Annotated in this window: 17 protein-coding genes; 9 read left to right on the plus strand and 8 right to left on the minus strand. The window is 70.1% G+C overall.

Going from position 1 to position 23,778, the window contains the following annotated elements:
• Positions 1–66: 66 nt before the first annotated feature.
• From ABGB10_RS01350 to ABGB10_RS01370, 5 genes are all read right to left on the minus strand, one after another.
• A complete protein-coding gene (locus ABGB10_RS01350; protein WP_347658956.1) occupies positions 67–1,170 on the minus strand; it encodes an ABC transporter ATP-binding protein in 1,104 nt (367 codons plus the stop codon).
• On the minus strand, positions 1,167–2,144 hold the full coding sequence (locus ABGB10_RS01355) for an ABC transporter permease (protein ID WP_347658957.1): 978 nt from the start codon (positions 2,142–2,144) through the stop codon (positions 1,167–1,169). Before ABGB10_RS01355 ends, ABGB10_RS01350 begins: the two co-directional genes overlap by 4 nt.
• A gap of 123 nt (positions 2,145–2,267) precedes the next feature.
• Positions 2,268–4,007, minus strand: a complete 1,740-nt coding sequence (locus ABGB10_RS01360; RefSeq protein WP_347658958.1) for an ABC transporter substrate-binding protein — start codon at positions 4,005–4,007, stop codon at positions 2,268–2,270.
• A gap of 49 nt (positions 4,008–4,056) precedes the next feature.
• On the minus strand, positions 4,057–5,070 hold the full coding sequence (locus ABGB10_RS01365; RefSeq protein WP_347658959.1) for an ABC transporter permease: 1,014 nt from the start codon (positions 5,068–5,070) through the stop codon (positions 4,057–4,059).
• A 567-nt stretch (positions 5,071–5,637) separates the two neighbouring features.
• Positions 5,638–7,707: a phospholipase C, phosphocholine-specific gene (locus tag ABGB10_RS01370; RefSeq protein ID WP_347658960.1), complete on the minus strand. Its 2,070-nt coding sequence runs from the start codon at positions 7,705–7,707 to the stop codon at positions 5,638–5,640.
• A 252-nt stretch (positions 7,708–7,959) separates the two neighbouring features.
• On the opposite strand from ABGB10_RS01370, the gene ABGB10_RS01375 reads away from it, so the two are divergent.
• The 9 genes from ABGB10_RS01375 (at position 7,960) to ABGB10_RS01415 (ending at position 19,097) form a co-directional block, all read left to right on the plus strand.
• On the plus strand, positions 7,960–9,828 hold the full coding sequence (locus ABGB10_RS01375; protein ID WP_347658961.1) for a LamG-like jellyroll fold domain-containing protein: 1,869 nt from the start codon (positions 7,960–7,962) through the stop codon (positions 9,826–9,828).
• 117 nt (positions 9,829–9,945) lie between these two features.
• A complete protein-coding gene (locus ABGB10_RS01380; protein ID WP_347658962.1) occupies positions 9,946–10,986 on the plus strand; it encodes an SEC-C metal-binding domain-containing protein in 1,041 nt (346 codons plus the stop codon).
• Positions 10,987–10,990: 4 nt separating this feature from the next.
• The gene (locus ABGB10_RS01385; protein WP_347658963.1) at positions 10,991–11,812 is read left to right on the plus strand and encodes a hypothetical protein; all 822 of its coding nucleotides are present in this window, start codon (positions 10,991–10,993) and stop codon (positions 11,810–11,812) included.
• Positions 11,813–11,956: 144 nt separating this feature from the next.
• Entirely contained in the window at positions 11,957–12,175 is a 219-nt protein-coding gene (locus tag ABGB10_RS01390) for a hypothetical protein (protein ID WP_347658964.1), read from the plus strand.
• A 2-nt stretch (positions 12,176–12,177) separates the two neighbouring features.
• Entirely contained in the window at positions 12,178–12,813 is a 636-nt protein-coding gene (locus tag ABGB10_RS01395) for a LysE family translocator (protein ID WP_347658965.1), read from the plus strand.
• Between the two features lie 122 nt (positions 12,814–12,935).
• On the plus strand, positions 12,936–14,102 hold the full coding sequence (locus tag ABGB10_RS01400) for an ROK family protein (RefSeq protein ID WP_347658966.1): 1,167 nt from the start codon (positions 12,936–12,938) through the stop codon (positions 14,100–14,102).
• A 49-nt stretch (positions 14,103–14,151) separates the two neighbouring features.
• The gene (locus tag ABGB10_RS01405; RefSeq protein ID WP_347658967.1) at positions 14,152–15,975 is read left to right on the plus strand and encodes a carbohydrate-binding protein; all 1,824 of its coding nucleotides are present in this window, start codon (positions 14,152–14,154) and stop codon (positions 15,973–15,975) included.
• Between the two features lie 79 nt (positions 15,976–16,054).
• Positions 16,055–18,469 (plus strand): glycoside hydrolase N-terminal domain-containing protein, encoded by a 2,415-nt coding sequence (locus ABGB10_RS01410; protein WP_347658968.1) that lies wholly within the window; start codon positions 16,055–16,057, stop codon positions 18,467–18,469.
• A gap of 112 nt (positions 18,470–18,581) precedes the next feature.
• Complete coding sequence (locus ABGB10_RS01415; RefSeq protein WP_347658969.1) at positions 18,582–19,097, plus strand: DUF2231 domain-containing protein; 516 nt, start codon at positions 18,582–18,584, stop codon at positions 19,095–19,097.
• Positions 19,098–19,107: 10 nt separating this feature from the next.
• Here ABGB10_RS01415 and ABGB10_RS01420 read toward each other — a convergent pair whose 3' ends face one another.
• The 3 genes from ABGB10_RS01420 to ABGB10_RS01430 all read right to left on the minus strand — a co-directional run bounded on the left by ABGB10_RS01420 (position 19,108) and on the right by ABGB10_RS01430 (position 23,752).
• Complete coding sequence (locus ABGB10_RS01420) at positions 19,108–19,551, minus strand: DUF1801 domain-containing protein (RefSeq protein WP_347658970.1); 444 nt, start codon at positions 19,549–19,551, stop codon at positions 19,108–19,110.
• A gap of 44 nt (positions 19,552–19,595) precedes the next feature.
• On the minus strand, positions 19,596–20,252 hold the full coding sequence (locus tag ABGB10_RS01425; RefSeq protein ID WP_347658971.1) for a DUF998 domain-containing protein: 657 nt from the start codon (positions 20,250–20,252) through the stop codon (positions 19,596–19,598).
• Positions 20,253–20,410: 158 nt separating this feature from the next.
• Positions 20,411–23,752 (minus strand): S8 family peptidase, encoded by a 3,342-nt coding sequence (locus ABGB10_RS01430; RefSeq protein WP_347658972.1) that lies wholly within the window; start codon positions 23,750–23,752, stop codon positions 20,411–20,413.
• Positions 23,753–23,778: the final 26 nt, after the last annotated feature.

Raw genomic sequence — 23,778 nt, forward strand, 5'->3', positions numbered from 1 at the left:
TTCCGGTCGTCTCGGCGGGCGCAGCGAGGGTCGCGGTGTCGGTGGTGGTGGTCATCTCGTGCTCCTTCAGGGCAACCGGGGCAGGATGTCGGTCTCGAAGATCCCGGCCGGGTCGGGCAGGTGGCAGCGGGAGGTCCGGGTGGTGTCCGCCGTGCGGGAGACCAGGTCGGGTAGGTCGACGGCGCAGCCCCGCACCCGGCCGGCGAACTCGCACCGCGGGTGGAACGAGCACCCGCTGGGCAGCGCGAGCAGGCTGGGCGGCGTGCCGGGAATGGGGTGCAGCCGGGCCGGTTCGCCGGAGACCGCCGGGATGCTTTCCAGCAGACCCCAGGTGTACGGGTGCAGTGGCCGGCCGAGGATCGACGCGGCGGGGCCGTACTCGACGCCTCGTCCGCCGTACATGACCAGCACGTCGTCGGCGATCTCGGCGACGACGCCGAGGTCGTGGGTGATGAAGAGGACCGCCGAGCCGAAGTCCTGCTGCAATTCCATGATCAGGTCGAGGATCTGCGCCTGCACGGTGACGTCGAGGGCGGTGGTGGGCTCGTCGGCGATCAGCAGCTTGGGGTCGTTGACCAGGGCCATCGCGATCATCGCGCGTTGCCGCATGCCGCCGGAGAACTGGTGCGGGTAGTCGTCCAGGCGACGGCGCGGGTTGGGGATGCCGACCCGGCCGAGCATGTCGACCGCCCGGTCCCGGGCCACCCGCTTGGACACGCGGTGGTGCGCCCGGTACGCCTCGATGATCTGGTCACCGACGGTGAAGTACGGGTGCAGCGACGACTGGGGGTCCTGGAAGATCATCGCGGCGTTGACTCCCCGCCGCTGGCGAAGCTCGGCGGGCGGCATGCCGACGATCTCCTCGCCGCCGACCGTGATCGAGCCGGTCATCCGGGTGCTGCGCGGGTCGTGCAAGCCCATGATGGCCATGCTGGACACGCTCTTGCCGGAGCCGGATTCGCCGACCACCGCGAGGGTGCGGCCCAGCGGCAGGGAGTAGCTGAGTCCCTGGACCGCCTGCACGAGCCCGTCGGCGGTCGGGAAGGTGACGCTGAGGTCGGTGACCTCCAGGTAGGACTGCCCTTCGGTGCGGTCGCCGGTGACCCGGCGGGCGCGGGAGACCGTCTCGGGCCGTCGGTTCGGAGTCGACAGCAGTTGCGGTTCGGTCATCCCAGCCTCACTCGCGGGTCGAGGATCGTGTAGAGGATGTCGACGAGCAGGTTCATCGCGACCAGCACCACCGAGCCGACCAGCACGCCGCCCATCAGGACCGGCAGGTCGTACTGGTTGAACGCCCGCAGGGTCAGCACGCCGAGGCCGGGCAGCCCGAACATCGCCTCGGTGAAGATCGCACCGGTCAACTGGAATGCCAGGTCGAGGCCGAAGATGGTGGCGATCGGGGTGATCGCGGCGCGTAGGCCGTGGCGGTAGACCACCCGCCGTTCGCTGATGCCCTTCGCGCGGGCGGTGCGGATGTAGTCCTCGCCCAGCGTCTCGATCATGGACGCTCGGGCGTAGCGGGTGTACGAGGCGGCGTTGGCCAGACCGAGCGTCAGCCAGGCGGCCAGCAGCCCGGTCGCCCAGGTGAGCGGGTTCTCCAACAGCGGGTGGTAGCCGGCGTGCGGCAGGAACGTCGCGTAGAGGGAGACGAGCAGCGCCACCACGAAGTACGGCACGGCGTTGATGCCGAGCGAGCTGCCGACCATGAGCCGGTCCAGGTAGGTGCCTCGTCTTCGGGCCGCGATGATGCCGCCGAGGATGCCGGCGACCAGGTAGACCACCGCGCCACCGAGGACGATCGAGACGGTGACCGGCAGCGCCTGCCCGATCAGCTTGGTCACCGGCTGGCCGAGGGTGTACGAGTAGCCGAGGCAAGGTGCGTCGCAGTCGATGGTGAGCCCACCGGAGTGGTAGGTGCGCCCGACCACGAGCCCTTTGAGATATCCACCGACCTGCTGTGCGACGGGCTCGTCGAGGTTGAGGCTGGCGCTGATGTCGGCGTAGCGCTCCGGGGTGCAGCGCTGGCCACAGATCGTTCCGGCCGGGTCGGTGGGCGCGACGAAGAACAGACCGAAGCTGGCGACCAGCGTCACGATGACGACGGAGACCGCGCTGGCGATCCGTCGCAGGATGTAGATGAGCACCGCCGAGGCTCCTGGTGGCAGCGGGCCGGGGCTGTGGGCCCAAGCCGGAACGGGGAGGGGGGTGGACGCCGGCCGGCACTATGCCGGAGGCCGGCCGGCGTCCACGACTGGGAGTGCGGAAGGTCAGTTCTTGAGGAACATGTTCAGGTAGAACGGCTCACCCGCGGAGGCGTCGCCCTCGGCACCACCGATGTTCGTGCCGATGGCGAAGGCGAGCTTGCCGTAGTAGCGCGGCAGGGCCACGTACCTGCCCATGATTTCCTTGTCCAGCTCGCCCCACTTGGCGACGGCCTGGTCGGCCGGGAGGTTGCCGATCTCGTCGATCTTGGCGTCCAGCGCCTTGTCGCTGAGCTCGCCCCAGCTGGTGCCGTCGGCGATGCTGTGCGTCTGGAACAGCACCGGGAACCAGCTGCCGCCGCTCGGCCAGTCCGAGCACCAGCCCTGCGGCTGCTGGCCCATGTTGACCGGGGCGTCGTAGTCAGCGATCTTGGAGCGCAGCTCCGCGGTGGTGACACCGATCGGCTTCACGGTGAAGCCGGCCGCCTTGAACGCGTCGACCCGGATCTGGTTGGTCTGCTGCGGGACCGGCTTGGTGTTGTCGTAGTACCAGCTGAGCTCGAAGCCGGTCTTACCGGCCGCCTCCAGGTCGGCCTTGGCCGCGGCCGGGTCGCCCTGGCCGACACCGCTCAGGCCGGGCAGCGGGTCGTACTTGGTGTAACCCGGCACGCTCGGTGGCAGGACGGTGCTGGCCGGCGCGGAGTTGAAGCTGTTCAGACCGCCGGCCTTGTTGACCTGGTCGTACGGGTACGCCTTGGCGATCGCCTTGCGCACCTCCAGCGGGATCTTGCGGGTGTCCATCTGCACCGAGTAGGTGCAGGGCTGCTCTCCCTGGATCAGCTGGGCCTTCTTGTCCCCGGTCAGCTGCGGGATCAGCGAGGCGTCGACGGCACCGTAGTTGAGCGCGTTGGCGTCCTCGCCGGCGCTGTTGAGCACCTGCTGCTGGGTCTTCGGGTCCTCGCCGCCCCACTTGAAGTCGAAGCCGTCCGGGTACTGGTGCCGCACCGCGTCGGTGTTCGGGTCCCAGTTCGGGTTCTTCTTCAGCTTCAGCTCGGTGCCGGGGGTGTAGGTGTCGAACTGGTACGGCCCGGTCGCGAGGGGGTTGTTCTTGTAGTTCTCCTTGGTGTCCTTGGCCTTCGGGATCGGCGTGAACACCGGGAAGGTCAGGTAGAGGGGCAGGTCCGCGAACGGCCGGGCGAGGTGGATGACCAGCGTGGTCGGGTCCGGGGTCTCCACACCGGCGTAGGCGTCGCCGCTGGCGTAGGGGCCCTTGTACTTGTCGCCGTCCTTGAAGGTGGTCAGCTGGTACGTCGGGCCGTTGGCGAACACGTCGTGGGCGAACGACCGCTTGATCGCGTACGCCAGGTCCTCGACCTTGACCTCGCTGCCGTCGGCGTACCTGATGCCCGACTGCATCTTGAACGTCCAGGTCAGTTTGTCCGACGAGACGGTGCCGAGGTCGGTCAGGTCCGGCACGAGCACCGGCTTGCCGTTGCGGATCGCGAACTGCGTCGGGCTGCGGAAGATCAGCTTCTCGATCGCCAGCGCGTCGGCGTAGTAGGTGTCGGTCGGGTCGAAGGTGTTCGGGGTCACCTGGGAGTAGACCGTGATGATGCCGCCCTTCTTGGCGCCGGGCACCTCGGCCGCCGGCCCCTTGGCGGTCGGGTCGTACGCGCTCTGCTGGGTCTCGATGCTCTTGGCGTCACCTCCACCGCTGCTGCCGTTGTTCGACGAAGGGCTGCCGCAGCCGGCCGCCGCCATGGTGGCGGCCAGCGCGGCGGCGAGACCAACCTTCAGTTGCCTCACAGACGTACTCCTGTCTTGTCTTCCGGTTCCACTTCAGCCCAGGGCGTCCTCATCGACGGGTCCGGGGATCGAAGGCATCGCGCACGGCGTCGCCGAGCAGGCTCAGGGCGAGCACCAGGATCGTGATGCCGAGTACGGGCAGCCACAGGTAGAGCGGGTCGGCCCGGTAGTACGTGGTGGCGGCGGAGATCGTCAGACCCCAGGACGGTGTGGGCTCGATCAGCCCCGCCCCGAGCACGGTCAGTCCGGCCTCTGCCACGACGTAGCCGGGCAGGGCCAGCGACACGGAGACCACGATCGGTGCCACCAGGTTCGGCAGCAGCTCCTTGAAGAGCACCTGCCGGGTCGGGATGCCGAGCACTTTGGCCGCCGCGACGAACTCACGCTCTCGCAGCGAGAGCACCTGCCCCCGGACCAGGCGGGCGAGGCTGGCCCAGCCGAAGAACGACAACACGCAGATCAGCGAGACGAAGCGGATCTGGGCGACGTCCTCGGACCCGGCGCCGTCGGCGCCGCCGAAGATGGCGACCAGGACGGCGGAGCTCGCGATCGCGAAGAGCAGGTACGGCAGGCTGAGCACCAGGTCGATCAGCCAGGAGAGCACCCGGTCGACCCAGCCGCCGGAGAAGCCGGCGACCAGGCCCACGACCACCCCGATGATCGTGGTGATCGTGGTGACCGCGACGGCGACGATGAGCGACGGTCGGGCGCCGTACACCCAGCGGGCGAAGAGGTCGCGGCCCAGGCGGGGCTCTACCCCGAACCAGTGTTCGCCGGTCGGCCCGATCGTCGGGAAGCCGAACTCGTCGATCAGGTTCTGGTGCAGGTCGCTGGCGTTCTGCCCCTCCAGCCGGGCGAGCAACGGCGCGAAGATCGCGATCAGGACGTAGACGACACAGATCGCAGCGCAGATCATCGCGATCCGGTCGCGGCGCAGCCGGGCCAGGGCGATCCGGGTCGGCGACCTGCTGACCGTCCGGACCGGGGCGGCCGGCGACGTCACGCTCTGCACCCGTTCGTCGCCCGGCTCTCCGGCGCGGAGCACCTGGGGCTCCGTGACCATCGGCTCCACGCGGGACGGCCTCCTCATCGTGCTGACACATGGCACCGCCACCCGAGCGGTTCTCCGTCCGGGTGGCGGCTCTCGTGGCAGAACGTTAGCCAGGCAAATGATTTCGTTGTGGGTCCACTCCGTTACAGATCAATTACGTGGACGACGCCCCATTCGGCCTTTCGAACCGCCGACCACAGCCCTCGCCGTCGATTGCGGCCCGACAGCCATACCGTCACTCTGAGTGATCGCAGGGTCTCGCCGTAGCCCGCACCCGATGACGGTGATCGCCATAACGGCTGCTCAATGCGTCGATTAATCCGTGCTTCACGTATAACGTTGACCGGGGCAACATTACTTCATTACTTCCTGCAACGGCGCTCAATGGAGCATTACCGCCCGAGAATGCCATTCCAAGAAGCAGCCAGCGCATTAACCATGCGCAGCGACAAGAGGCCATCGGTACTATTTTGCATTGACGATTACGCCTGAAGCCCATGCTGATCGATCGACGGCTGCCCGACCCTCCACAGTGTTGCGTCACCCGGACCAGAGCCGGCCCGGGTGACGCGACACTGGTTAGACGAGCCCGCCGAGGGCCGGGTCGCTGATGCTGTCCTTGCCGTTCTCGACGTGGCCCGCGTACCGGTAGGCGAAGTCGGTGTCGCCCGCGACGGTGACGGTCAGGTCGTACCAGCCGTGCGTGCGGGAGAGCTGCCAGTGCGCCCGCTCCGTCTGGCCCGGCCGCAGCGACAGCTTGACCGGACGGGAGTTGTACCCGTCCCGGACGGTGACCTCGACCCGATTCGACCCGCGGTTCTTGAGTGTGAGGACGACCTTGTCGTTCCGCTCCTCGTACGAGGGGGTGACGTCGAGGTGGGACCGGCCGCCGGCGAACCGGCGGTAGAAGCCGTTCGGCCCGTGCACGGACAGGTCGTACCCGGACTCGATCTTCCAGGTGTCGGTCAGGTGCTTGCCCGGCTCGACCGTGTAGCTGCGCGGGGCGTCCGCACTGCCGGCCTGGCGGACCTGGAAGACCGCAGCGACCCCGCCGGTGTTGCGGAGGTCGATGCGCAGCGAGTCGTGACTGACCTGCCCGTCGGCGTGCAGGGTGTACGGGACGGCCCGCGCCGGGCGTACCCCGTGCTCCTGCTTCGGCAGCCGCTGGTCGCTCGGCGGGACCGGCACCTCGTCGGGGTGCCGGACCAGGTCCTCGGGCTTGAAGTCGTCGGTGTCGGGCAACCGGACCTCACGCGAGCGGTTCGGGTGCCGGAAGTCGAAGGCGCTGGTCAGGTCGCCGACGACGGCGCGCCGCCAGGGGGTGATGTTCTTCTCGATCAGGTCCGGGCGGCCGTGCCCGAACCGCGCCTCCAGGAACTTGATCAGCGAGGTGTGGTCGAAGACCTGTGAGTTCACGTAACCGCCGCGCGTCCACGGCGAGACGATGACCATGGGGACCCGGATGCCGAGGCCGTAGGGCCCGGCCGGGTGGTCGGCGTCGCCGGGGAAGATCTCGTTCGTGGTCGGCACTGTCGACTGCCCGTGCTCGCGGCTCTGCGGGGGCGTGGGCGGGACCACGTGGTCGAAGAAGCCACCCTCCTCGTCGTACGTGATGAAGAGCGCCATCTTGCTCCACACCTCCGGGTTCGACGCGAGGATGTCGATGACCTGCGAGATGTACCAGGCGCCGTAGGCCGGCTCCCAGTTCGGGTGCTCGGTGTACGCCTCGGGAGCGGTGATCCAGGAGACCTCCGGCAGTCGTCCCGCCTCGACGTCGGCGCGGAAGTCGGCCAGCAGCGCCTCCGGGTCGCGGCCCTGGGTGCGGATCTCGGTGCCGGTCTTGGCCTTGTCGGCCAGCGGCGTTCCGGGCTGCGCGTTCTGGTACTGGTGGAAGTAGAGCAGCGAGTTGTCGCCGTAGTTGCCGATGTACGGGTCGTTCGTCCAACCCCAGGAGCCGGCGGCGTTCAGGCCGGTGCCGACGTCCTGGTAGATCTTCCAGGAGATGCCGTTGCGCTCCAGCCGCTCCGGGTAGGTCGACCAGTCGTAGCCGGCCTCCGCATTGGTGATGACCGGGCCGCCGCCCTTGCCGTCGTTGCCGACCCAACCGCTCCACATGTGGTAGCGGTTCGGGTCGGTCGGGCCCATCAACGAGCAGTGGTAGCTGTCGCAGACGGTGAACGCGTCCGCGAGCGCGTAGTGGTAGGGCAGGTCCTGGCGGGTGTGGTAGGTCATCGCCGTGACGCCCTTGTTCGGCACCCACTTGTCGAACCGGCCGTCGTTCCAGGCGGCGTGCCCGTCGTTCCAGCCGTGCGGCGGGTCCGGCAGGAAGGTCTGGCCGAGATCCTTCACCTCGGGGCGGAAGGGCAGCAGCTCGTCGGCCCCGTTGGGCTGGTGCCACACGTCCTTGCCGGAAGGAAGTGTCGCCGGATGGGGGTCACCGAAGCCGCGTACGCCGCGCATGGCACCGAAGTAGTGGTCGAAGGAGCGGTTCTCCTGCATCAGGATGATGACGTGCTCGACGTCCTTGATCGTGCCCGTCCGGTTGTTCGCCGGGATGGCGAGCGCCTTGCTGAGGTCCATCGGGAGCGCCGCGCCGATCGCGGGGACTCCCATCGCCTTGAGGAACGTACGCCGATCCACCGTGCCCATAACTCCGCCTTTGTGCGATCTGGTCGAGAAACTGGCGACCGGACGCTACCGACGGTGGGTTGACACCGGATGGCCACAGTTGGAGGGTTTTGCAACCTCTCGACGACTGACAGCCAGCCTGCTGAACAGCACGATTCACCGGAAATGATCTTCGGTTACGTGCCAGATGCCGTTCAGCCGGGCGTCGAGGGGCGCTCACCGCACCTCGGGAGAGTGCTCCACGTCCAGGCACCTCACCAATCGGGAGACCAGATGGCCGCCACCGGCGATCAACGAAACGTGGAGCGGCGGACCCTGCTCCAGGCGATGCTGGCCGCACCGGCGGCGGGTGCCGCCGTGGCCGTGCTCGGCGGCACCGCCACCGAGGCCGCAGCGGCGACAGCGACAGCGGCGTTCGACGCGCAGAGCCCGCGCTTCGCACTCGCGGTGCTGCCCGACACGCAGTACCTCTTCGACGAGGACAGCTCCGACCCGGAACCCTTGAAGGCGACCTTCCGCTACCTCAATCAGGAGCGCAAGGACGCGAACATCGTGTTCATGACCCACCTCGGCGACGTGACCGAGCACGGAAGCGAGCATGAGGTCGCGCTGGCCGGCGAGACGTTCCGTACCCTCGACGGCAAGCTGCCGTACAGCGTCCTGGCCGGCAACCACGACATCCGCGGCGGCGACGACCAGCGCGGCGACAGCGTCTACCTGCGCACGTTCGGCCCGCAGCGGTTCGCCTCGATGCCCACCTTCGGCGGTGCCTCGCCGGACGGCTACAACAGCTACCACGTGCTGCGCGCCGCAGGACGAGACTGGCTGGTGCTCGCACTGGACTGGCGCATCTCGGACAAGGGGCTGGCCTGGGCACAGGGCGTGATCGACGAGCACCGCACCAAGCCGATCATCCTCACCACGCACGACCTGGCCTGGGCCGATGATGCGGGCGCGGCGAAGCTCTCGGACAACGGCCAGCGCCTCTGGGATCGTCTGATCCGCAACAACGACCAGATCTTCCTCACCCTCAACGGCCACTACTGGCCGCCCGGCCGCACCACGCTCACCAACGCCGCCGGCAACGACGTACAGGTGCACATCACCAACTACCAGGACCGCTACTACGGCGGCGCGGCGATGATCCGGCTCTACCACTTCGACGTGGCCCGCAACGTCATCGACGTCGAGACGTTTTCGCCCTGGTTCCTCGCCCGGGACCCGGAGAAGCGCACACCCCTGGAGGCCGAGACGATCGAGCTGACCGGTCCGGTCGACCGTTTCAGCATGGAGATCGACTTCGCCGCCCGGTTCCACGGATTCGCGCCGGTGCCGCCGCCCGCTCCCCGTCCCCCGGTCGCGGTGCTGCCGCGTGGCACGGTCGGCTACTGGCGGTTCGACTCGTACGGGTTGTCGTCGGGCACCGAGGGTAAGCCGGTCGCGGACGGAACTGTCGTCCGGGATCTGAGCGGCAACGGCAACAACCTCACCGTCCAGCGCATCGGCGCCGGTGCAGCCGAGGCGTTGACCTACTCGACCGAGCACCACCCCGGTCAGCCGGCACACGCCAGCCTCCGCTTCGGCGGCGGTAAGGGTCCGGACCGTGGCGCCATACTCCGGGCCGGCGCCAACGCCCCGATCAACAGCATGAAGTTCACCAGCGGATACACCATCGAGGCGTTCGTCAAGCTCCCCGACCCGTTCGAGGGCGACCACGCCTGGATGGGCATCCTGAGCTGGGAGGGGCGCAGCGGCGACGCCGGCAAGACGACCGGCTGGTCTCCGCTGGAGTCCACCTGCAGCCTCAACATCTCCCCCGAGCGGTTCCTGCAGTACGTCGTCTACGCCGACAAGCAGGACGCCGACCCGACCTCGTGGAGCCACGCCCTGCCGACGGGTCGCTGGACCCACCTCGCGGTGGTCAACGACGGCCAGCAGACCGTGGTCTACATCGACGGTTCGAAGATCGCCCGCAACCCCACCCAGCCGTCGACCGGTATCGCCACCCTCGGGCTTCCGTTCGTGATCGGGGCGACGTCGTTCGACCTCTCGTACGGGCAGGGCTTCTACGGGTGGATCGGAGATGTCCGGGTTACCAGCAAGGCGCTGCGCCCGAAGGACTTTTTGACGCCGTACGCCTGACCGGCCCGACGGCGGCTACCACCCGCACCGGTAGCCGCCGTCGGCCCGGCCAATCAGTGAGCAGCGTTACCGGTGATCTGCCGGTAGGCCGGGAGCCGGCCGACGTACCGTGAGATCGTGTCGACGAAAGACGTACTCACCAAGGCTGACCTCGCCGAACTTCGCCGCTCGGCGCTCGGGACGGCCAATCCGCTCGGTGTCGCCGCCGACCTCGCCGAAGCCGCCGAGCAGGGCCGGCTGGAGGACCCGGACGACGCCGGGGACGCGCTGACCCTGGCCGCCGAGATCGCCGAGATCCGGGCGCGGCCCGATGCCGCGCTGCGGTACGCGGAGCAGGCCCTGGCGGCGTACCCGTCCGGGGACGACCCGCGGGCCGGGTTCGCCCGTGCGCTGCGGGCGCGGGCCCTGTTCCGTGCCGGCGGTCGGGACGACGAGGCGATGGGGGAGTTGACCGCGCTGCGCCCGTTGCTGCTCACGCAGCCCGACGCCCCCGCCTACGTCAGCGCGGCACTGGACGCCGGTGGGCGTTCGGCGACCGCCGAGACGTGGCTGAGCGAGGCGGTCGACGCCCTGCTCAACGAACGTGCGACCGCCGCGTCCGGGCCGGCCAGCACCACGATCGACCCGGTGGTCGATCTCGGTCCGCCGGACGCGCCGGGTGTCGCCTTCTTCCTGTTGCAACAACGGCATCGGGTACGACGGAATCTGAACCTGCCGCACGACCGGCAGGACGACCTGGCGGACCGGCTGGAGACCCAGCTCGTGCGCCGGGCCGGGGAGCGCAGGGACGCCGAGTCGGATCTGCTCTTCTGGCCTCGGGCCGAGTTCGACAAGTTGATCTCCGAGCATGCCGCGCTCGCCGAGGTGTACGGGCCGGACTGGGACGCGCACCGGGGTCGGCTGGAGAAGGAGCTGGTCCGGCTGCGCAGCGCCGGTCAGGCCGGGCTTGGCGTGTTCGGCGCGACAGTGGCCGGGCTGAACGCGTTCGCCGGTCGACGTGACGGCGACCCGGCCGACGCGGCGGTGCGGGCGGGCTACGCGGCCGAGGTGTCGGCGCGACCCAGCGCACGCATTCCCTGGCCGCCGGAGCGCAACGACGCCTGCTGGTGCGGCTCCGGCCTGAAGTACAAGAAGGACTGCCTGCCGCGCTCCCGGTAGCCGGGTGGCCACCGAGATTCGCGCTCGGTCGCGCGAGGGGCATCGACGGCGTCTCGACTGCGACATAATCCCGTCCGTGGTGAAGGGAAGACGGCGATGGATTCTCGGCGGAGCAGCGCTGCTGGTGGTGGCCCTGGTCGCTGTCGGTCTGTGGCGGCATGTCGACCGTCCGGACGACCGGACTCATGACAGTGCCGTGGCCGACGCCGCGAAAAAGGTCGACCGGGTTCTGTTTCGGTTCGAGTACGACCACCTCTACCAGGCCGACAAGTACGTACACTCCGCCAGCCAGCACCCCGACGTCGCGGTCCTCGCGGTCACCGGTGAGACACACTGGGAGACCGGCGTGACGTTGGTGCTGCGGGTGATGGGCCACAGGGTGGAGATCGGCGCGGACGGCTCGGTGATCGACGAACGTGACGAGCCGATCTGCTTTCGCCTTCGGCTCGGCCCGAAGGACGACAGCCGCGACGATGACATCGAGTGCCCGGCGAATGATCCCCTGCAGGTCACCCAGGATCCGTCACTCGACGGGGTCGACGACCGTCTGAAGAGCGCCCTACAGGCCGTTGGCCCGGACGAGCCCACCGTCCGCGCGGCGATCGACGACCTGAAGCTGGACCCTGCCATCGTGCCGGAGGTGGCCGCGAAGGACGGCAGGGTCGGCGTGGCCCTGCGGGCCGCGCAGTACGACTGCATCCTGGCCCGCGTCACAGCGAAGGGTGCCGAACTCTGGCGGCCGTCGCACACCCAGTTGGCACCCGGCGAGCTGCCCTGCGCTGCGTGGGTCGCCCTGAGCAGCAATTTCGGTAAGGGCCCGCACTGAGGACGCTGGTCCGGGGCCGGCTGAAGAAGGAGCTGGTCCGGCTGAGGAAGACCGGCCAGGCCGGGCTCGGCGTGTTCGGCGCGACAGTGGCCGGGAGTAGCGTCCCTGACGGCTTTGACGTCAATAGCCATTAGGAGAACCCTCGTGCTGGTCGTCGCCGTGCTGACCGGGCATTTCCACACCGCCGCCGCGAGCACCTTCGCGGGCCGACCACTGCGGATCGCCCCAGGTGTGGTCTCCACCCTGCGGATGCCGTGGGAGGGCGAGGGCCCGTTGGCCACCCAGACCCAACCGCCCGGCGTCGCGTTCCACGTGTACGACGACGCCGGGCTGCTCACCACCCACTACCGGGTGGTGGTCTGAGCATGCAAGGCGTCGCGGTGCTCGGCTTCCTGCTCGCCGTCGCGCCGATCACCGCCACGCCGGGCGCGAGCCTGACCCTGGTCGTCTCGCGGGTCGCCGCCGGCGGGCGGCGGCAGGGCTGGTGGGTGATCCTGGGTACGGTGACCGGGCTCTACGTGCACGCCACGCTGGCTGCTGTCGGCCTGGCCGCGCTGGTGCTCCGCTCGTCGCAGGCCTTCTGGGTGGTCAAGCTGGTCGGGGCCGGTTATCTGGTCGGGCTCGGGCTCTGGATGCTCTGGTCCGCGTCGCGCCGTCGCACGGAGGCGGGACCGCGACCGACGGTTTCCGCCCGAAGGCTGCCCTGGCGCGTGGACCACCCGTACCTGCAAGGGTTGCTCGGCAACGTGCTGAATCCCAAGGCCGCCGCCGTCTACCTCACGTTGGCACCGCAGTTCCTCGAACCGGGCCGACCGGTGCTGGTGCCGATGTTGCTTCTCGTCACGGCGCACGCCGCGCTGGCCACCTGTTGGCTCGCCGGCTGGACCGTCGTCTCCGGTGCCGCAGCCCGGTTGCTGCGCACCGCATCGGTGCGACGAATGCTCGATCGGCTGACCGGCGTGATCCTGGTCGGCCTCGGCGTACGTGCGGCGGCGACCTGAGTCTGACGTGGCCGCGCGCCTGCCCCACCTATGGGGCAGCTCGGCAGGCTGCCGACTCTAGGACGGAGCACTGAGGCAAATCAATACTTGAAGAAGTTAAATATTCGCCTTAGATTTCGTCCATGTTTCCTGGCATCGACAGCGGTACGTTCGCCGGGCCACCGGCGGCGACGGCGGTGTTCACGACGGTGCTGACCGAGGGGCCGGTGAGTCGGGTCGCGCTCGCGCGCCGGCTCGGGCTCTCCTCCGCCGCCGTCACCAAGGCCGCCCGACCGCTCATCGACCTGGGTTACCTGCACGAACTGGCCGCCACCGAACGATCCGGCCCGGGTGCCGGACGCCCCGCCAGCCCACTGGCCGTCCGCGCCGAACGCGAGTTCTTCCTCGGCGTGAAGATCACCGCCGACGAGGTGATCGGTGTGGTCTGCGACCTTCGCGCGCAGGTCCATGTCAGCGCCCGCCGGCCACTGGACGCCCCCGACGTCGAGGCCGTCCTCACCGAGGTCGGCCGGCTCGTCGAGGACCTGTTCGACGCGTTCCCCGGCGACCGGAGTCTGGTCCGCCGGCTCGGTCTGGCCCTCTCCGGCGACATCGACCGCGGCATCGGCCTGGTGCGCTACTCGCCGTTCCTGCACTGGCGGGACGTGCCCCTGGGCCGACTCGCCAGCCAACGCACCGGTCTCGCCGTCACCGTGGAGAACGACGTCAAGGCGCTCACCGCCGCCGAGCACTGGTTCGGCGAGGGGGTGGGCGCCGAGTCGTTCGCCCTGATCACCGTCGGCACCGGCATCGGCTGCGGTCTCGTCGTCAACGGCCGCCTGGTCTCCGGCTCGTACGGCGTGGCCGGCGAGATCGGCCACCTCACCGTCGACGCCGGCGGCCCCGACTGCCACTGCGGTGGTCGTGGCTGCGTCGAGGCGATCGCCGGCACGGACGCCATCGTGACGCAGGCCCGCGACCACACCGGCCGACCCGACCTCACCATCGACGAGGCCGTGGCGCTGGCCCGTGCCGGCCACGAGCAGGTGCGAGCCGTCTTCACCCGGGCCGGCACCGCGATCGGCTGCGCCATCGCGGCCGTCGCGAACCTGGTCGGCCCCACCCGCATCGTCGTGTCCGGTGAGGGGCTGGCCGCGTACGACCTGTTCGACAGCCACATCCGGACGAGCTTCGAACGGCAGGCCTTCGGCGCCGCCGCGCGGTGCCCCGTCTCCATCCGCCCGTTGCCCTTCGAGGAGTGGGCCCGCGGCGCGGCGGCCGTGAGCATCCAGTCGCTCGTCGTCCCCTGACCGGTCGTCCAGAACCTGCTCGACTCATCCGCGCCACCAGGAGGTTGACATGCCGTCACCGACGATCCCCCGCAGACGAGCCCGCATCGGCGTACCCCTCATCGCGGTGACACTGGCCGCGCTGCTCGGCGCGGGCGCCGTCCCGGCCCAGGCCGCTCCGACCGGGGCTGCCCCGAGGGTGGCCGCCCCGACGGCCGCGGGCATCGCGGAGCGCCCCTTCATGGGGTGGACCAGTTGGACCATGCAGTCCTCCAAGTACCCGGGCCTGAACCCCGACGGCGACTACAGCTACCTCACCGAGGCCAACGTCCTGAAGCAGACGGACGCCCTCGCCGCGAAGCTGAAGCCGTACGGCTACGAGTACGTCAACATCGACGCTGGCTGGTGGCGGGACAACGCCTGGGTGCCGAGGTTCGACCAGTACGCCCGGCAGACGCCCGACCCGGTACGTTTCCCGCGCGGCATGCAGGCCGTCGCCGACCACATCCACGGCAAGGGGCTGAAGGCCGGCATCTACCTGCCCGTCGGGTTGGAGAAGGAGGCGTACGGCAACGGCGTCACGCCGATCTGGAACGCTCCCGGGTGCACCACCGCCGACATCGTCTACCCGGACCTGCGGACCACCAACGGTTGGGACAGCGCGTACAAGCTGAACTTCGACAACGCGTGCGCGCAGAAGTACATCGACTCGCAGGCTCAGCTGTTCGCCGACTGGGGTTACGACTTCCTCAAGCTCGACGGCGTCGGGCCGGGCTCGTTCAAGTCCGGTGACAACTACGACAACGTGGCCGACGTGGCCGCCTGGCAGAAGGCCATCGCCACCGCCGGCCGCCCGATCCACCTCGAACTGTCCTGGTCGCTCGACATCGACCACGCCGCCGACTGGAAGCGGTACTCCAACGGGTGGCGCATCGACACCGACGTCGAGTGCTACTGCGACACCCTGGTCAGCTGGGAGAACTCGGTCGACGACCGGTTCGACGACGCGCCGGCCTGGAGCCGTAAGGCCGGCCCCGGCGGGTGGAACGACCTCGACTCGCTCAACGTGGGCAACGGCGAGATGGACGGCCTCACCAACGCCGAGCGGCAGTCGTACGCGACGCTGTGGGCGATCTCGAAGTCACCGCTGTACACCGGGGACGACCTCACCCGCCTCGACGACTACGGGTTGTCGTTGCTGACCAACCGCGAGGTCATCGCCATCGACCAGAACGGCGGCGCGCCCGCCCGGCCGGTCACCCCGGCGGGTGACCAGCAGGTCTGGGGCGCGAAGAACCCCGACGGCAGCTACACCGTGGCCCTGTTCAACCTCGCCGACGCGCCTGCCTCGGTCACCGCGCACTGGGCGTCCTTCGGCTTCACCGGCAACGCCTCGGTCCGGGACGTGTGGAACCGCCGCGACCTCGGGAAGCAGAAGAACAAGGTCACCGCGGCGTTGCCCGCGCACGGCTCGCGGCTGTTCACCGTACGGCCCGGCACCGCCCTCGCCACGACCAGCTACGAGGCCGAGGCCCCGGCCAACACCCTGACCGGCAACGCCTCCGTCGGCGGGTGTGACGCCTGCTCCGGAGGCAGGAAGGTCGGCAACCTCTATGTCGGCGGCGCGGTGCGGTTCAACGACGTCACCGTACGCAGGGACGGCATCTACACCGTCTCGGTCTCCTACGTCAGCGGCGACACGCGGTCGGTGCACGTCTCCTCCAACAGCGGCAACGGCACCTACCTGAAGTTCCCCTCCACGGGTGACTGGGACACGGTCGAAACGGTCACCGTCCAACTGGCTCTGAAGGCGGGCACCAACACCATCACGTTCGACAGCGGCACCTGGTACGCCCCCGACATCGACCGGATCGCCGTACCGCAGACCCTCTGACGTGCCCGGCGCGGCCCGGCGCACCGCCGGGCCGCACCGCCGCGCGCATCCGCCGAACACCCAGGTTGGAGAACCCGACATGGACAACCGCAACCCCGAACCGCGCGACAACCACCCCAGCCGTCGCGGTTTCCTCGCGCTGGCCGCCGCGACCGGAGCGGCCACCGCCCTCGGTGGGCTGCCCGCCTTCGCCGCGACGCCGACTCCCCGGCGTCCCACCGAGTCGCCGATGCTCGCCCCGGCCCTCGCCTCGAAGAACCAGCTCTGGTGGCAGTCGCCCGGCTCCGCCAACTCCATGATCGAGCAGGGCCTGCCGATCGGGAACGGCCGTCTCGGGGCCCTGGCGAGCAACGACCCGTCCCGGGAGCTTCTGACGATCACCGACGCCACGCTCTGGACCGGTGGTCGCAACGACACGCTCGACGGCGACGGCCAGTTCCCCTACGGGCGCGAGGACTTCGGCTCGCTGACCATGCTGGCCACGCTCACCGTCGACATCCCCGGGCACGACCTGGGCACTGTCGACGCCTACCGCCGCACCCTCGACCTGGCGCAGGGCCTGGTCACCACCGCGTACGACATCGGCGGGGTCGGCTACCGCCGGGAGATCTTCGCCAGCCGCCCGGACGACGTCATCGTGCTGCACTTCTCGTCTCACGGCGGCGGCGCGTACACCGGCACCGTATCCCTGGCCGGCACGCACGGCGAGTCCACCACCGCCGACGCCGCGGGCCGGTACGCGTCGTTCGGCGCCTCCTTCGCCAACGGGCTGCGCTACGGTGCCGCCGTCACCGCGTACAGCGGCACCGGAGAGGTCGCGGTGCACGGCACGTCGATCTCCTTCACCGGCTGCCGGGACCTCACCGTCGTCGTCAGCGGCGGCACCGACTACGCCCCCACCGCCGCCACCGGGTTCCGCGACACGTCGGTGGATCCCGAACGGCTGGCCCGGGACAAGGTCCAGGCAGCCGCGCGCGCTTCCGTACGCGAGTTGCTGCACACCCACGTCGCGGACGTCCGCCCGGCGTTCGAGCGGTTCACCATCGACCTCGGGACGTCGTCGGTCGCCCAGCGTCAACTCGACACCTGGGAGCGGTTGCAGGCGCGTTGGCGGGACGACGTGCCCGACCCGGAGTTGGAGGCGGCGTACCTCCAGTTCGGCCGCTACCTGCTGATCTCCGGGTCGCGGGGCAGCCTGCCGATCGGTTTGCAGGGCCCGTGGCTGGACGGCAACGACCCGGACTGGATGGGCGACTACCACAGCGACGTCAACATCCAGATGACCTACTGGCCGGCCGACCGGGCGGGCCTCACCGACACCTTCGACGCGTACGCCGACTACTGCGTGGCGCAGTTGCCGGTCTGGACCGAGGTCACCCAACGGCTCTTCAACACCTCGACCAACCGGTTCCGCAACACCGGCGGAAAGGTCGCCGGTTGGGCCGTCGCCTTCTCCACCAACCCGTACGGCGGAAGCGGGTGGTGGTGGCACCCGAGCGGTAACGCCTGGCTCTGCCAGAACCTGTTCGAGCACTACGAGTACACCCAGGACCGCGCCTACCTGGCGAAGGTCTACCCGGTCATCAAGGGGGCCGTGGAGTTCTGGCAGACCCGACTCGTCAGCATGACCGTCACCGACGCGACTGGCACCTCACGCGAGGTCCTGGTCGCCGACCGGGACTGGTCGGCCGAGCACGGGCCGCAGGACACCAGGGGCAACACCTACTCCCAGGAGTTGGTGTGGAACCTCTTCGAGAACTACCACACCGCGAGCCGGGTGCTCAGCCGCGACGCCGACCACGCCCGCACGGTCGACGACCTCCGCAAGCGCCTCTACCTGCCCGAGGTCAGCCCCACCTCGGGTTGGTTGCAGGAGTGGATGTCCCCCGACAACCTCGGCGAGACCACCCACCGGCACCTCTCCCCCCTGATCGGTCTCTTCCCCGGCGACCGGATCCGCCCGGACGGCTCCACCCCCGCCGCGATCGTCGCCGGTGCGACCGCCCTGCTCACCGCGCGTGGCATGAACAGCTTCGGCTGGGCCAACGCGTGGCGCAGCCTGTGCTGGGCGCGGCTGAAGGACGCGGAGAAGGCGTACCAGCTCGTCGTCACCAACCTGAAGCCGTCGACGAACGGCAGCAACGGCAGCGCCATGAACCTCTTCGACATCTACGAGACGAACCCCGGCCGGGGCATCTTCCAGATCGACGCGAACCTCGGCACCCCCGCCGCGATCGTCGAGATGCTCGTCTACTCCCGGCCCGGTCACCTCGAGTTGCTGCCGGCGCTGCCCGCCGCCTGGGCGTCCGCCGGTTCGGTGACCGGCGTCGGCGTACGCGGCGGCTTCACCGTCGACCTCGGTTGGCGCGACGGGCGGGTCACCCAGGCGCGCCTGACCAGCGTGGGTGGCCACAGCACGACGGTGCTGGCCAACGGTCGCCCGCACCAGGTCACGCTTCGCCCCGGTGCGTCGGTCACCCTGCGGAACCTCTGATGTGAGCCGTCGACCTGGCCGCGCCGCGTCGCGACACGTGAGTGATCGACAGGGATGACACGCCCGCGCCATACCGATACCGTCGCTCTGTGGACGATCAACGTCCAGGCCGATGTCACCGGAGGAGACGCCGATGTTCGAGGAGTTCATGGGCATCCCGGCCCACCCTCTGCTGCTGCACGCCGCAGTCGTGTTCGTGCCACTGCTCGCCCTGCTGACGGTCGGTTATGCGCTCGTCCCGCCGATCCGGCCGCACACCCGCTGGGTGCTGGGGCTGCTCGCCGTGGGCGCGCCGGTCGCCGCCCTGCTGACGAAGCTCTCCGGCGACGCCTTTCTTGAGCGCATGCAGGCCGCCAACCGGGTGACCCCGGAATTCCTCCCGAAGCTGGAGGCGCACCAGGAGTTCGGCGACATCACGCTCTGGGCCACCTTCGGGCTGGCGATCGTGGCGCTGGCACTGGTCTGGTTCGTCCCGCCGAGGGCCGCCGAGACCAGCGCCGATGGGCGGCCCGGTCGGGCGCTGACCCTGGCGTTGCAGGTGCTGTCGGTGGTGGCTGCCGGCGTCGCCATCTACTACGTGTTCCGTACCGGCGACTCCGGGGCGAAGGCGGTGTGGGAGGGCCAGTGACGTCGACGGCTCATCGGCGGCTGGCCCGGTCGACGCCCCTGTGCACCCGGACGGTGCGCTCGATCAGCTGCCGCAGCACGCTCTCGTCGACGTCGTCGAGCCGCTTCAGGTAGAGGCATCCCTTGCCGGCACGGTGCGGGCCGAGCCGGCCGAGGAGCGCGGCGTACCGCTCCTCGATGCCGCCGCCGGTGAGGTAGACGACGAGGTGCTGTTTGCGCGGCGAGAACCCCACCAGGGGCGCGTCGCCACTACGCCCGCTCTCGTAGGTGTAGTGGTAGCTGCCGAAGCCGACGATGCTCGGGCCCCACATCACCGCCGGCTCCCCGGTCAGCTCGCCCATGATCGCGCGGAGCCGCCCCGCGTCGGCCCGCCTACGTTCGTCGGGGTTGCCGGCCAGGAAGTCGTCGACGCTGATCGCGGTCGGAACGGCTACCGGCTGCTTCGCTGTGGCCATGACGTGATGCTGTCACGTGCCTACGACCAGAATCACCTCAGCGGTCAGGCCACCTCGTCGCGTGCTCGCCAGGAGAGCGCCACGAGCCACCCCGAGATGAGCACCGCTCCGACGGCGAAGCGGATGCTCGCACTCCCCTCGCTCCACGGCAGGGCGGTGAGCACGAACGCGACGGCACCGCTGGCGGCGCTGTAGAGCGCCCAGGTCCGGTCCCCCTGGCCGGCGAACCGGCGGGCGAGCAGCAGGCCGGCGGCGATCAGCGACAGGAACGCCGCCGCGCCGCACACGGTGTGCAGGATGCTGCCCGTGCTGGCCTGCTCGGGCAGGCCGGTCGGGGCGCCGGGTGGCCAGCCGAGCGCGGGATCGGGCACGAAGATTCCGCCGCCGACCATCGCCACCCCGTAGACGCCGACCAGCACCGGCACCACCGTGCCGGCCCGACCCGGTCGCAGCGTCTGCCACAGGCCCACCGCGAAGGCGACGGCCAGCAGGCCGGTGCCCACGAACGCGATGACCTGCAACCAGCCGAGATCACCGAGGGTGAGTGAGCTGACCGCGTGCCGCCGCAGGTCGAACCCGGGTCGGGTGAACGCCTGCCCGAACGACAGGACGGGGAAGAGCAGGCCGGCGACCGTGCCGCAGGCCAGCAGGAACCGGGTTCGGCGAAGCTGGGTGTCGGGGACAGTCGTCACAGACGTCATGGAGGGCACCTCTCGTGTCGGCGTCACGTTCTGCCGTCACGACGAACGAGGCAGGGCCGGATCGACACCGTCGGCTCGGAAAAATCGAGGGCGCCCACGAACCGGCGGGGTGCTGGTGCGGCCCGGTCGGGGGCCAGGCCGCACCAGCGGGGTGACCGTCAGCCGGCGTGGTACGCCCGGATGATGGTCTGGTCGATTCCGCTACCGCCGTTGCCGGCGGCCTTCACCCGCAGCGAAACGGCCTGTCCGGCGGTTGCCTTCGGCAGTTCGACCCGGTAACTGTCGCCACTGCCGGTGACCCGGGCCGACTTCCAGGTGGCGCCGTCGTCCGTCGACGTCCAGACCTGGAACGACGTCACCTTCTGCGCCTTCACACCGTGTGCCTGCCGGACGGCCAGCTCGGCCGTTCCGTCGACCGGGTGGTTGTTGTGGTCCATCGGCAGGGCGTAGTCGACCGCGAGCAGCGGCAACGGCACGCTCCCGGTCCCGTCCGGCCCGGCGGACCGGAACGTCCACGAGGTGTTGACCTTGGTCGAGATCGGCAGGATCAGGCTCGTGTCGACGTCGAGGGTCACCCGGTAGTCGGCCATCGACTGCGGGACGGTGAAGTCGCCGTACGGGCCGGACCGCTCGTCGACCAGCTTGCCGTTGCGGTACAGCGACAGCTTGCGCTTCACTCCGATCGCCTCGCCCCGCAGGCAGTCGGCCCGCTGGTGCTGGTCGGTCAGCGACACCAGGTCGAGGTGCAGGTTGCCCCGGGTCCGCGACGGCGCGGTGGCGCAGCTCCAGTCGGCACCGGCCGGGTCGTCGTACCAGTCGGAGTGCAACGGCTGACGCGCCCAGATCTTGGTCTGCCGGCTGCCCGGCTGGTAGCTGCGGGGTGCCTCGTCCGCGGCCAGACCGCCGTAGACGCCCTGGTCGGCCCAGAGGATGTCGGGCGAGAGGTAGTCGGTCCGGTTCGGCGGCAGGTTCCCCTCGTGGGTCTGGGTCACCCCCACCCCGTCGCGGGTCATGCCGGTCCGGATCAGCTGGGTGAACATCTCCGGCGAATCCGTCTGGTGGAACCGCTCGTCGATCCGGGCCAGCTTCGCCTGCTCGGTCCTGCTCACCCGGAAGGCCGGGTCGCCCGGCACGCCGCCGGCGTACTCGTGCACCAGGTTGTAGCGGTACGGCTTGGCGGTGCCGGCCGGTGAGTCCAGGTTGACGGCCGCCCAGGTGCGCCGGGAGCCGACGGTGGGCTTCGGCAGCGCGGTGGTGCGGACCGTTGTCGCGGTCCCGTACCCGCTGACCTGGTGCCACCAGGACCGGCCGTTCGCCGCGGTCTGGAGGCTGGTGAAGTCGGTGCGGGTGGGCGTGGTGGGCACCCCGTCGACGGTCACCGTAACCGGCTTGGCCCGCGCCGGGTCGAGCGTCACGCTCCGGGCCCCGCGGACGTCCAGGTCGGCCTCGGCGGCGAGCGTCGACTCCAGCACGTCGCTGTCGACGTAGTAGGCGATCGAGGCGCCGAACACCGAGTACCGGCCGGCGGGAACCCGCAGCGTGAAGGTGTCTCCGGGTGTGCCGGACCCTCCGTCGTAGTAGAGCGTCGGGTCGGTGAGGTTGGTGACCATGAGGTTGATCCAGCTCTCCGCGCCGTCCTTCAGGCCCGGCATCGGCTTCGTCTGGATCGTCAGGTCGTAGCTGGGCGGCTCGACGTAGAAGCTCACCGGTGTGGTCGCGACCAGCTTGCGGCCGGAACGGGCGGTGACGGTGGCCAGGTAGAAACCGGGCCGGGCGGCCAGCGCCGCGCGGTTGATCCGCAGGGTCGCGCCGGCGGTCGCGCCACGCTTGAGGGTGACCCGGCTCGTCGTCAGCGTCGCCGCGCCGCGGGGCACCGGCTGGCCGTCGTGGTTGACCACCGCCACGTCGAGGTCGAGGACGGCCGCCGACTCACCGGTCCAGCTCAGCTTCGCCTCGCTGGTGCCGGCCTGCGGGTACGCGAACGTGCCGAGGTTGACCACCGGCTGGTTGCTGGTCGGGCCGCCGAGGGCCCGGGCCGCGTTGAGCCGGCCCGCTCCGACGGCGTACGCGTCGACGCCGGTCAGCGGGTCGGCCGCGCCGACGAGTGCGGCCTTGAGCTGCTCGCCGGTCCAGTCCGGGTGGCGCTGGGCGAGTAGCGCGGCGGCGCCCGCCACGTGCGGGCTGGCCATCGAGGTGCCGCTGATCGCCTCGTAGTGCTTGTCGATCGGGTCCTGCAGGTTGGTGCCGGCGGCCCGTGCGGCGACGATGTCGACGCCGGGTGCGACCAGTTCCGGCTTGGCCACGTGGCTGGTGACCAGTGGTCCGCGGCTGGAGAAGTCGGCGAGCTTGTCGTCGCGGTCGACGGCGCCGACGGTCAACGCGCTGGCGGCCGACCCGGGCGAGGAGATCTGCGCGCCGTTGTTGCCGGCGGCGATGACGAACAGGGTGCCGGTGGACCTGCTCAGACCGTCGACGGCGAGCGAGAGCGGGTCGTTGCCGTCGTCGGCGTCGCTGCCGCCGAGGCTCATGTTGATGACGTCGGCGCGGGGGGCGGCCCACTCCATGGCGGCGATGATGCCGGAGTCGTCGCCGTAGCCGTGGTCGTCGAGGACCTTGCCGATCAGCAGCTTGGCGTCGGGCGCCACGCCGCGACGCTGGCCGTGTGCGGCGGCGCCGGTGCCGGCGATGGTCGAGGCGACGTGCGTACCGTGGCCGTTGTGGTCGACGGCGTCGCCGCCCTCGGCGGTGAAGTCCGCGCGGTCGACGACCCGCCCGACCAGGTCCGGGTGGGTGAAGTCGGCACCGGTGTCGAGCACCGCGACAGTGGTCCCCTTGCCGGTGTAGCCGGCCTTCCAGGCCTCCGGCGCGGCGATCTGGCCCAGGTTGCGGTCCAGGTCGGCGTGCGGTCCACCGCCGGTCAGCGCGGTGGCGCGGACCTTGCGGTCGAGCCAGACCTTCTTCGCGCCGGCGAGCAGCGAGTTGGTCGCCAGCTTCGCGGTGGCCGGGCTCTTCTTGGGTACCCGGCCGGCGACCGCGCCGATGCTGGGCAGCGACAGCACGTCGCCGAGCGCGGCGACCCGGGCGGACGCGGTGGCGGGCTGCACGATGAGCGGCAGCTCGGCGGAGTTGTCGTCGTCGTACCCGTCGGCGATCAGCGCGGTGACGTCGAACAGGTCGGGGTCGAGGACCGAGCCGACCTGGGACGCGACCCGGGCGGGGACGACGTGCAGGTGGCCGTCGGGGCCGCAGGTCTGGTCGATCACCGCGTTCTCGTCGACCGGCCGCACGGTGGCCTGCGGACATCCCGAGCCGGTGCTCCGTACGGTCACCACGTCGCCGGTCAGCAGGGTGACGGTGTGCGTCTTGCCGTCGACCGAGGCGGCGGGTGCGCCGGGCCGGTCGATGCCGCTCGGTCCGGCTGTGGCCGAGCCGCCCGGTAGGGCGGTCAGCGTCGTGGCCGTGACGGCAACCGCCATCAGCCACCGCGTTCTCCTGAGCATGCTGCTCCTCGTCTAATGTGGACGAA

The organism is Micromonospora sp. B9E7 (genome assembly GCF_039871815.1).
GTDB lineage: Bacteria > Actinomycetota > Actinomycetes > Mycobacteriales > Micromonosporaceae > Micromonospora.

Coding starts and splice junctions, on each gene's coding strand:
- ABGB10_RS01410 (WP_347658968.1), top strand. CDS start 16,055: ATGGACAACCGCAACCCCGAACCGCGCGACAACCACCCCAGCCGTCGC.
- ABGB10_RS01430 (WP_347658972.1), bottom strand. CDS start 23,752: ATGCTCAGGAGAACGCGGTGGCTGATGGCGGTTGCCGTCACGGCCACG.
- ABGB10_RS01365 (WP_347658959.1), bottom strand. CDS start 5,070: ATGGTCACGGAGCCCCAGGTGCTCCGCGCCGGAGAGCCGGGCGACGAA.
- ABGB10_RS01405 (WP_347658967.1), top strand. CDS start 14,152: ATGCCGTCACCGACGATCCCCCGCAGACGAGCCCGCATCGGCGTACCC.
- ABGB10_RS01415 (WP_347658969.1), top strand. CDS start 18,582: ATGTCACCGGAGGAGACGCCGATGTTCGAGGAGTTCATGGGCATCCCG.
- ABGB10_RS01375 (WP_347658961.1), top strand. CDS start 7,960: ATGGCCGCCACCGGCGATCAACGAAACGTGGAGCGGCGGACCCTGCTC.
- ABGB10_RS01350 (WP_347658956.1), bottom strand. CDS start 1,170: ATGACCGAACCGCAACTGCTGTCGACTCCGAACCGACGGCCCGAGACG.
- ABGB10_RS01370 (WP_347658960.1), bottom strand. CDS start 7,707: ATGGGCACGGTGGATCGGCGTACGTTCCTCAAGGCGATGGGAGTCCCC.
- ABGB10_RS01400 (WP_347658966.1), top strand. CDS start 12,936: ATGTTTCCTGGCATCGACAGCGGTACGTTCGCCGGGCCACCGGCGGCG.
- ABGB10_RS01420 (WP_347658970.1), bottom strand. CDS start 19,551: ATGGCCACAGCGAAGCAGCCGGTAGCCGTTCCGACCGCGATCAGCGTC.
- ABGB10_RS01425 (WP_347658971.1), bottom strand. CDS start 20,252: ATGACGTCTGTGACGACTGTCCCCGACACCCAGCTTCGCCGAACCCGG.
- ABGB10_RS01395 (WP_347658965.1), top strand. CDS start 12,178: ATGCAAGGCGTCGCGGTGCTCGGCTTCCTGCTCGCCGTCGCGCCGATC.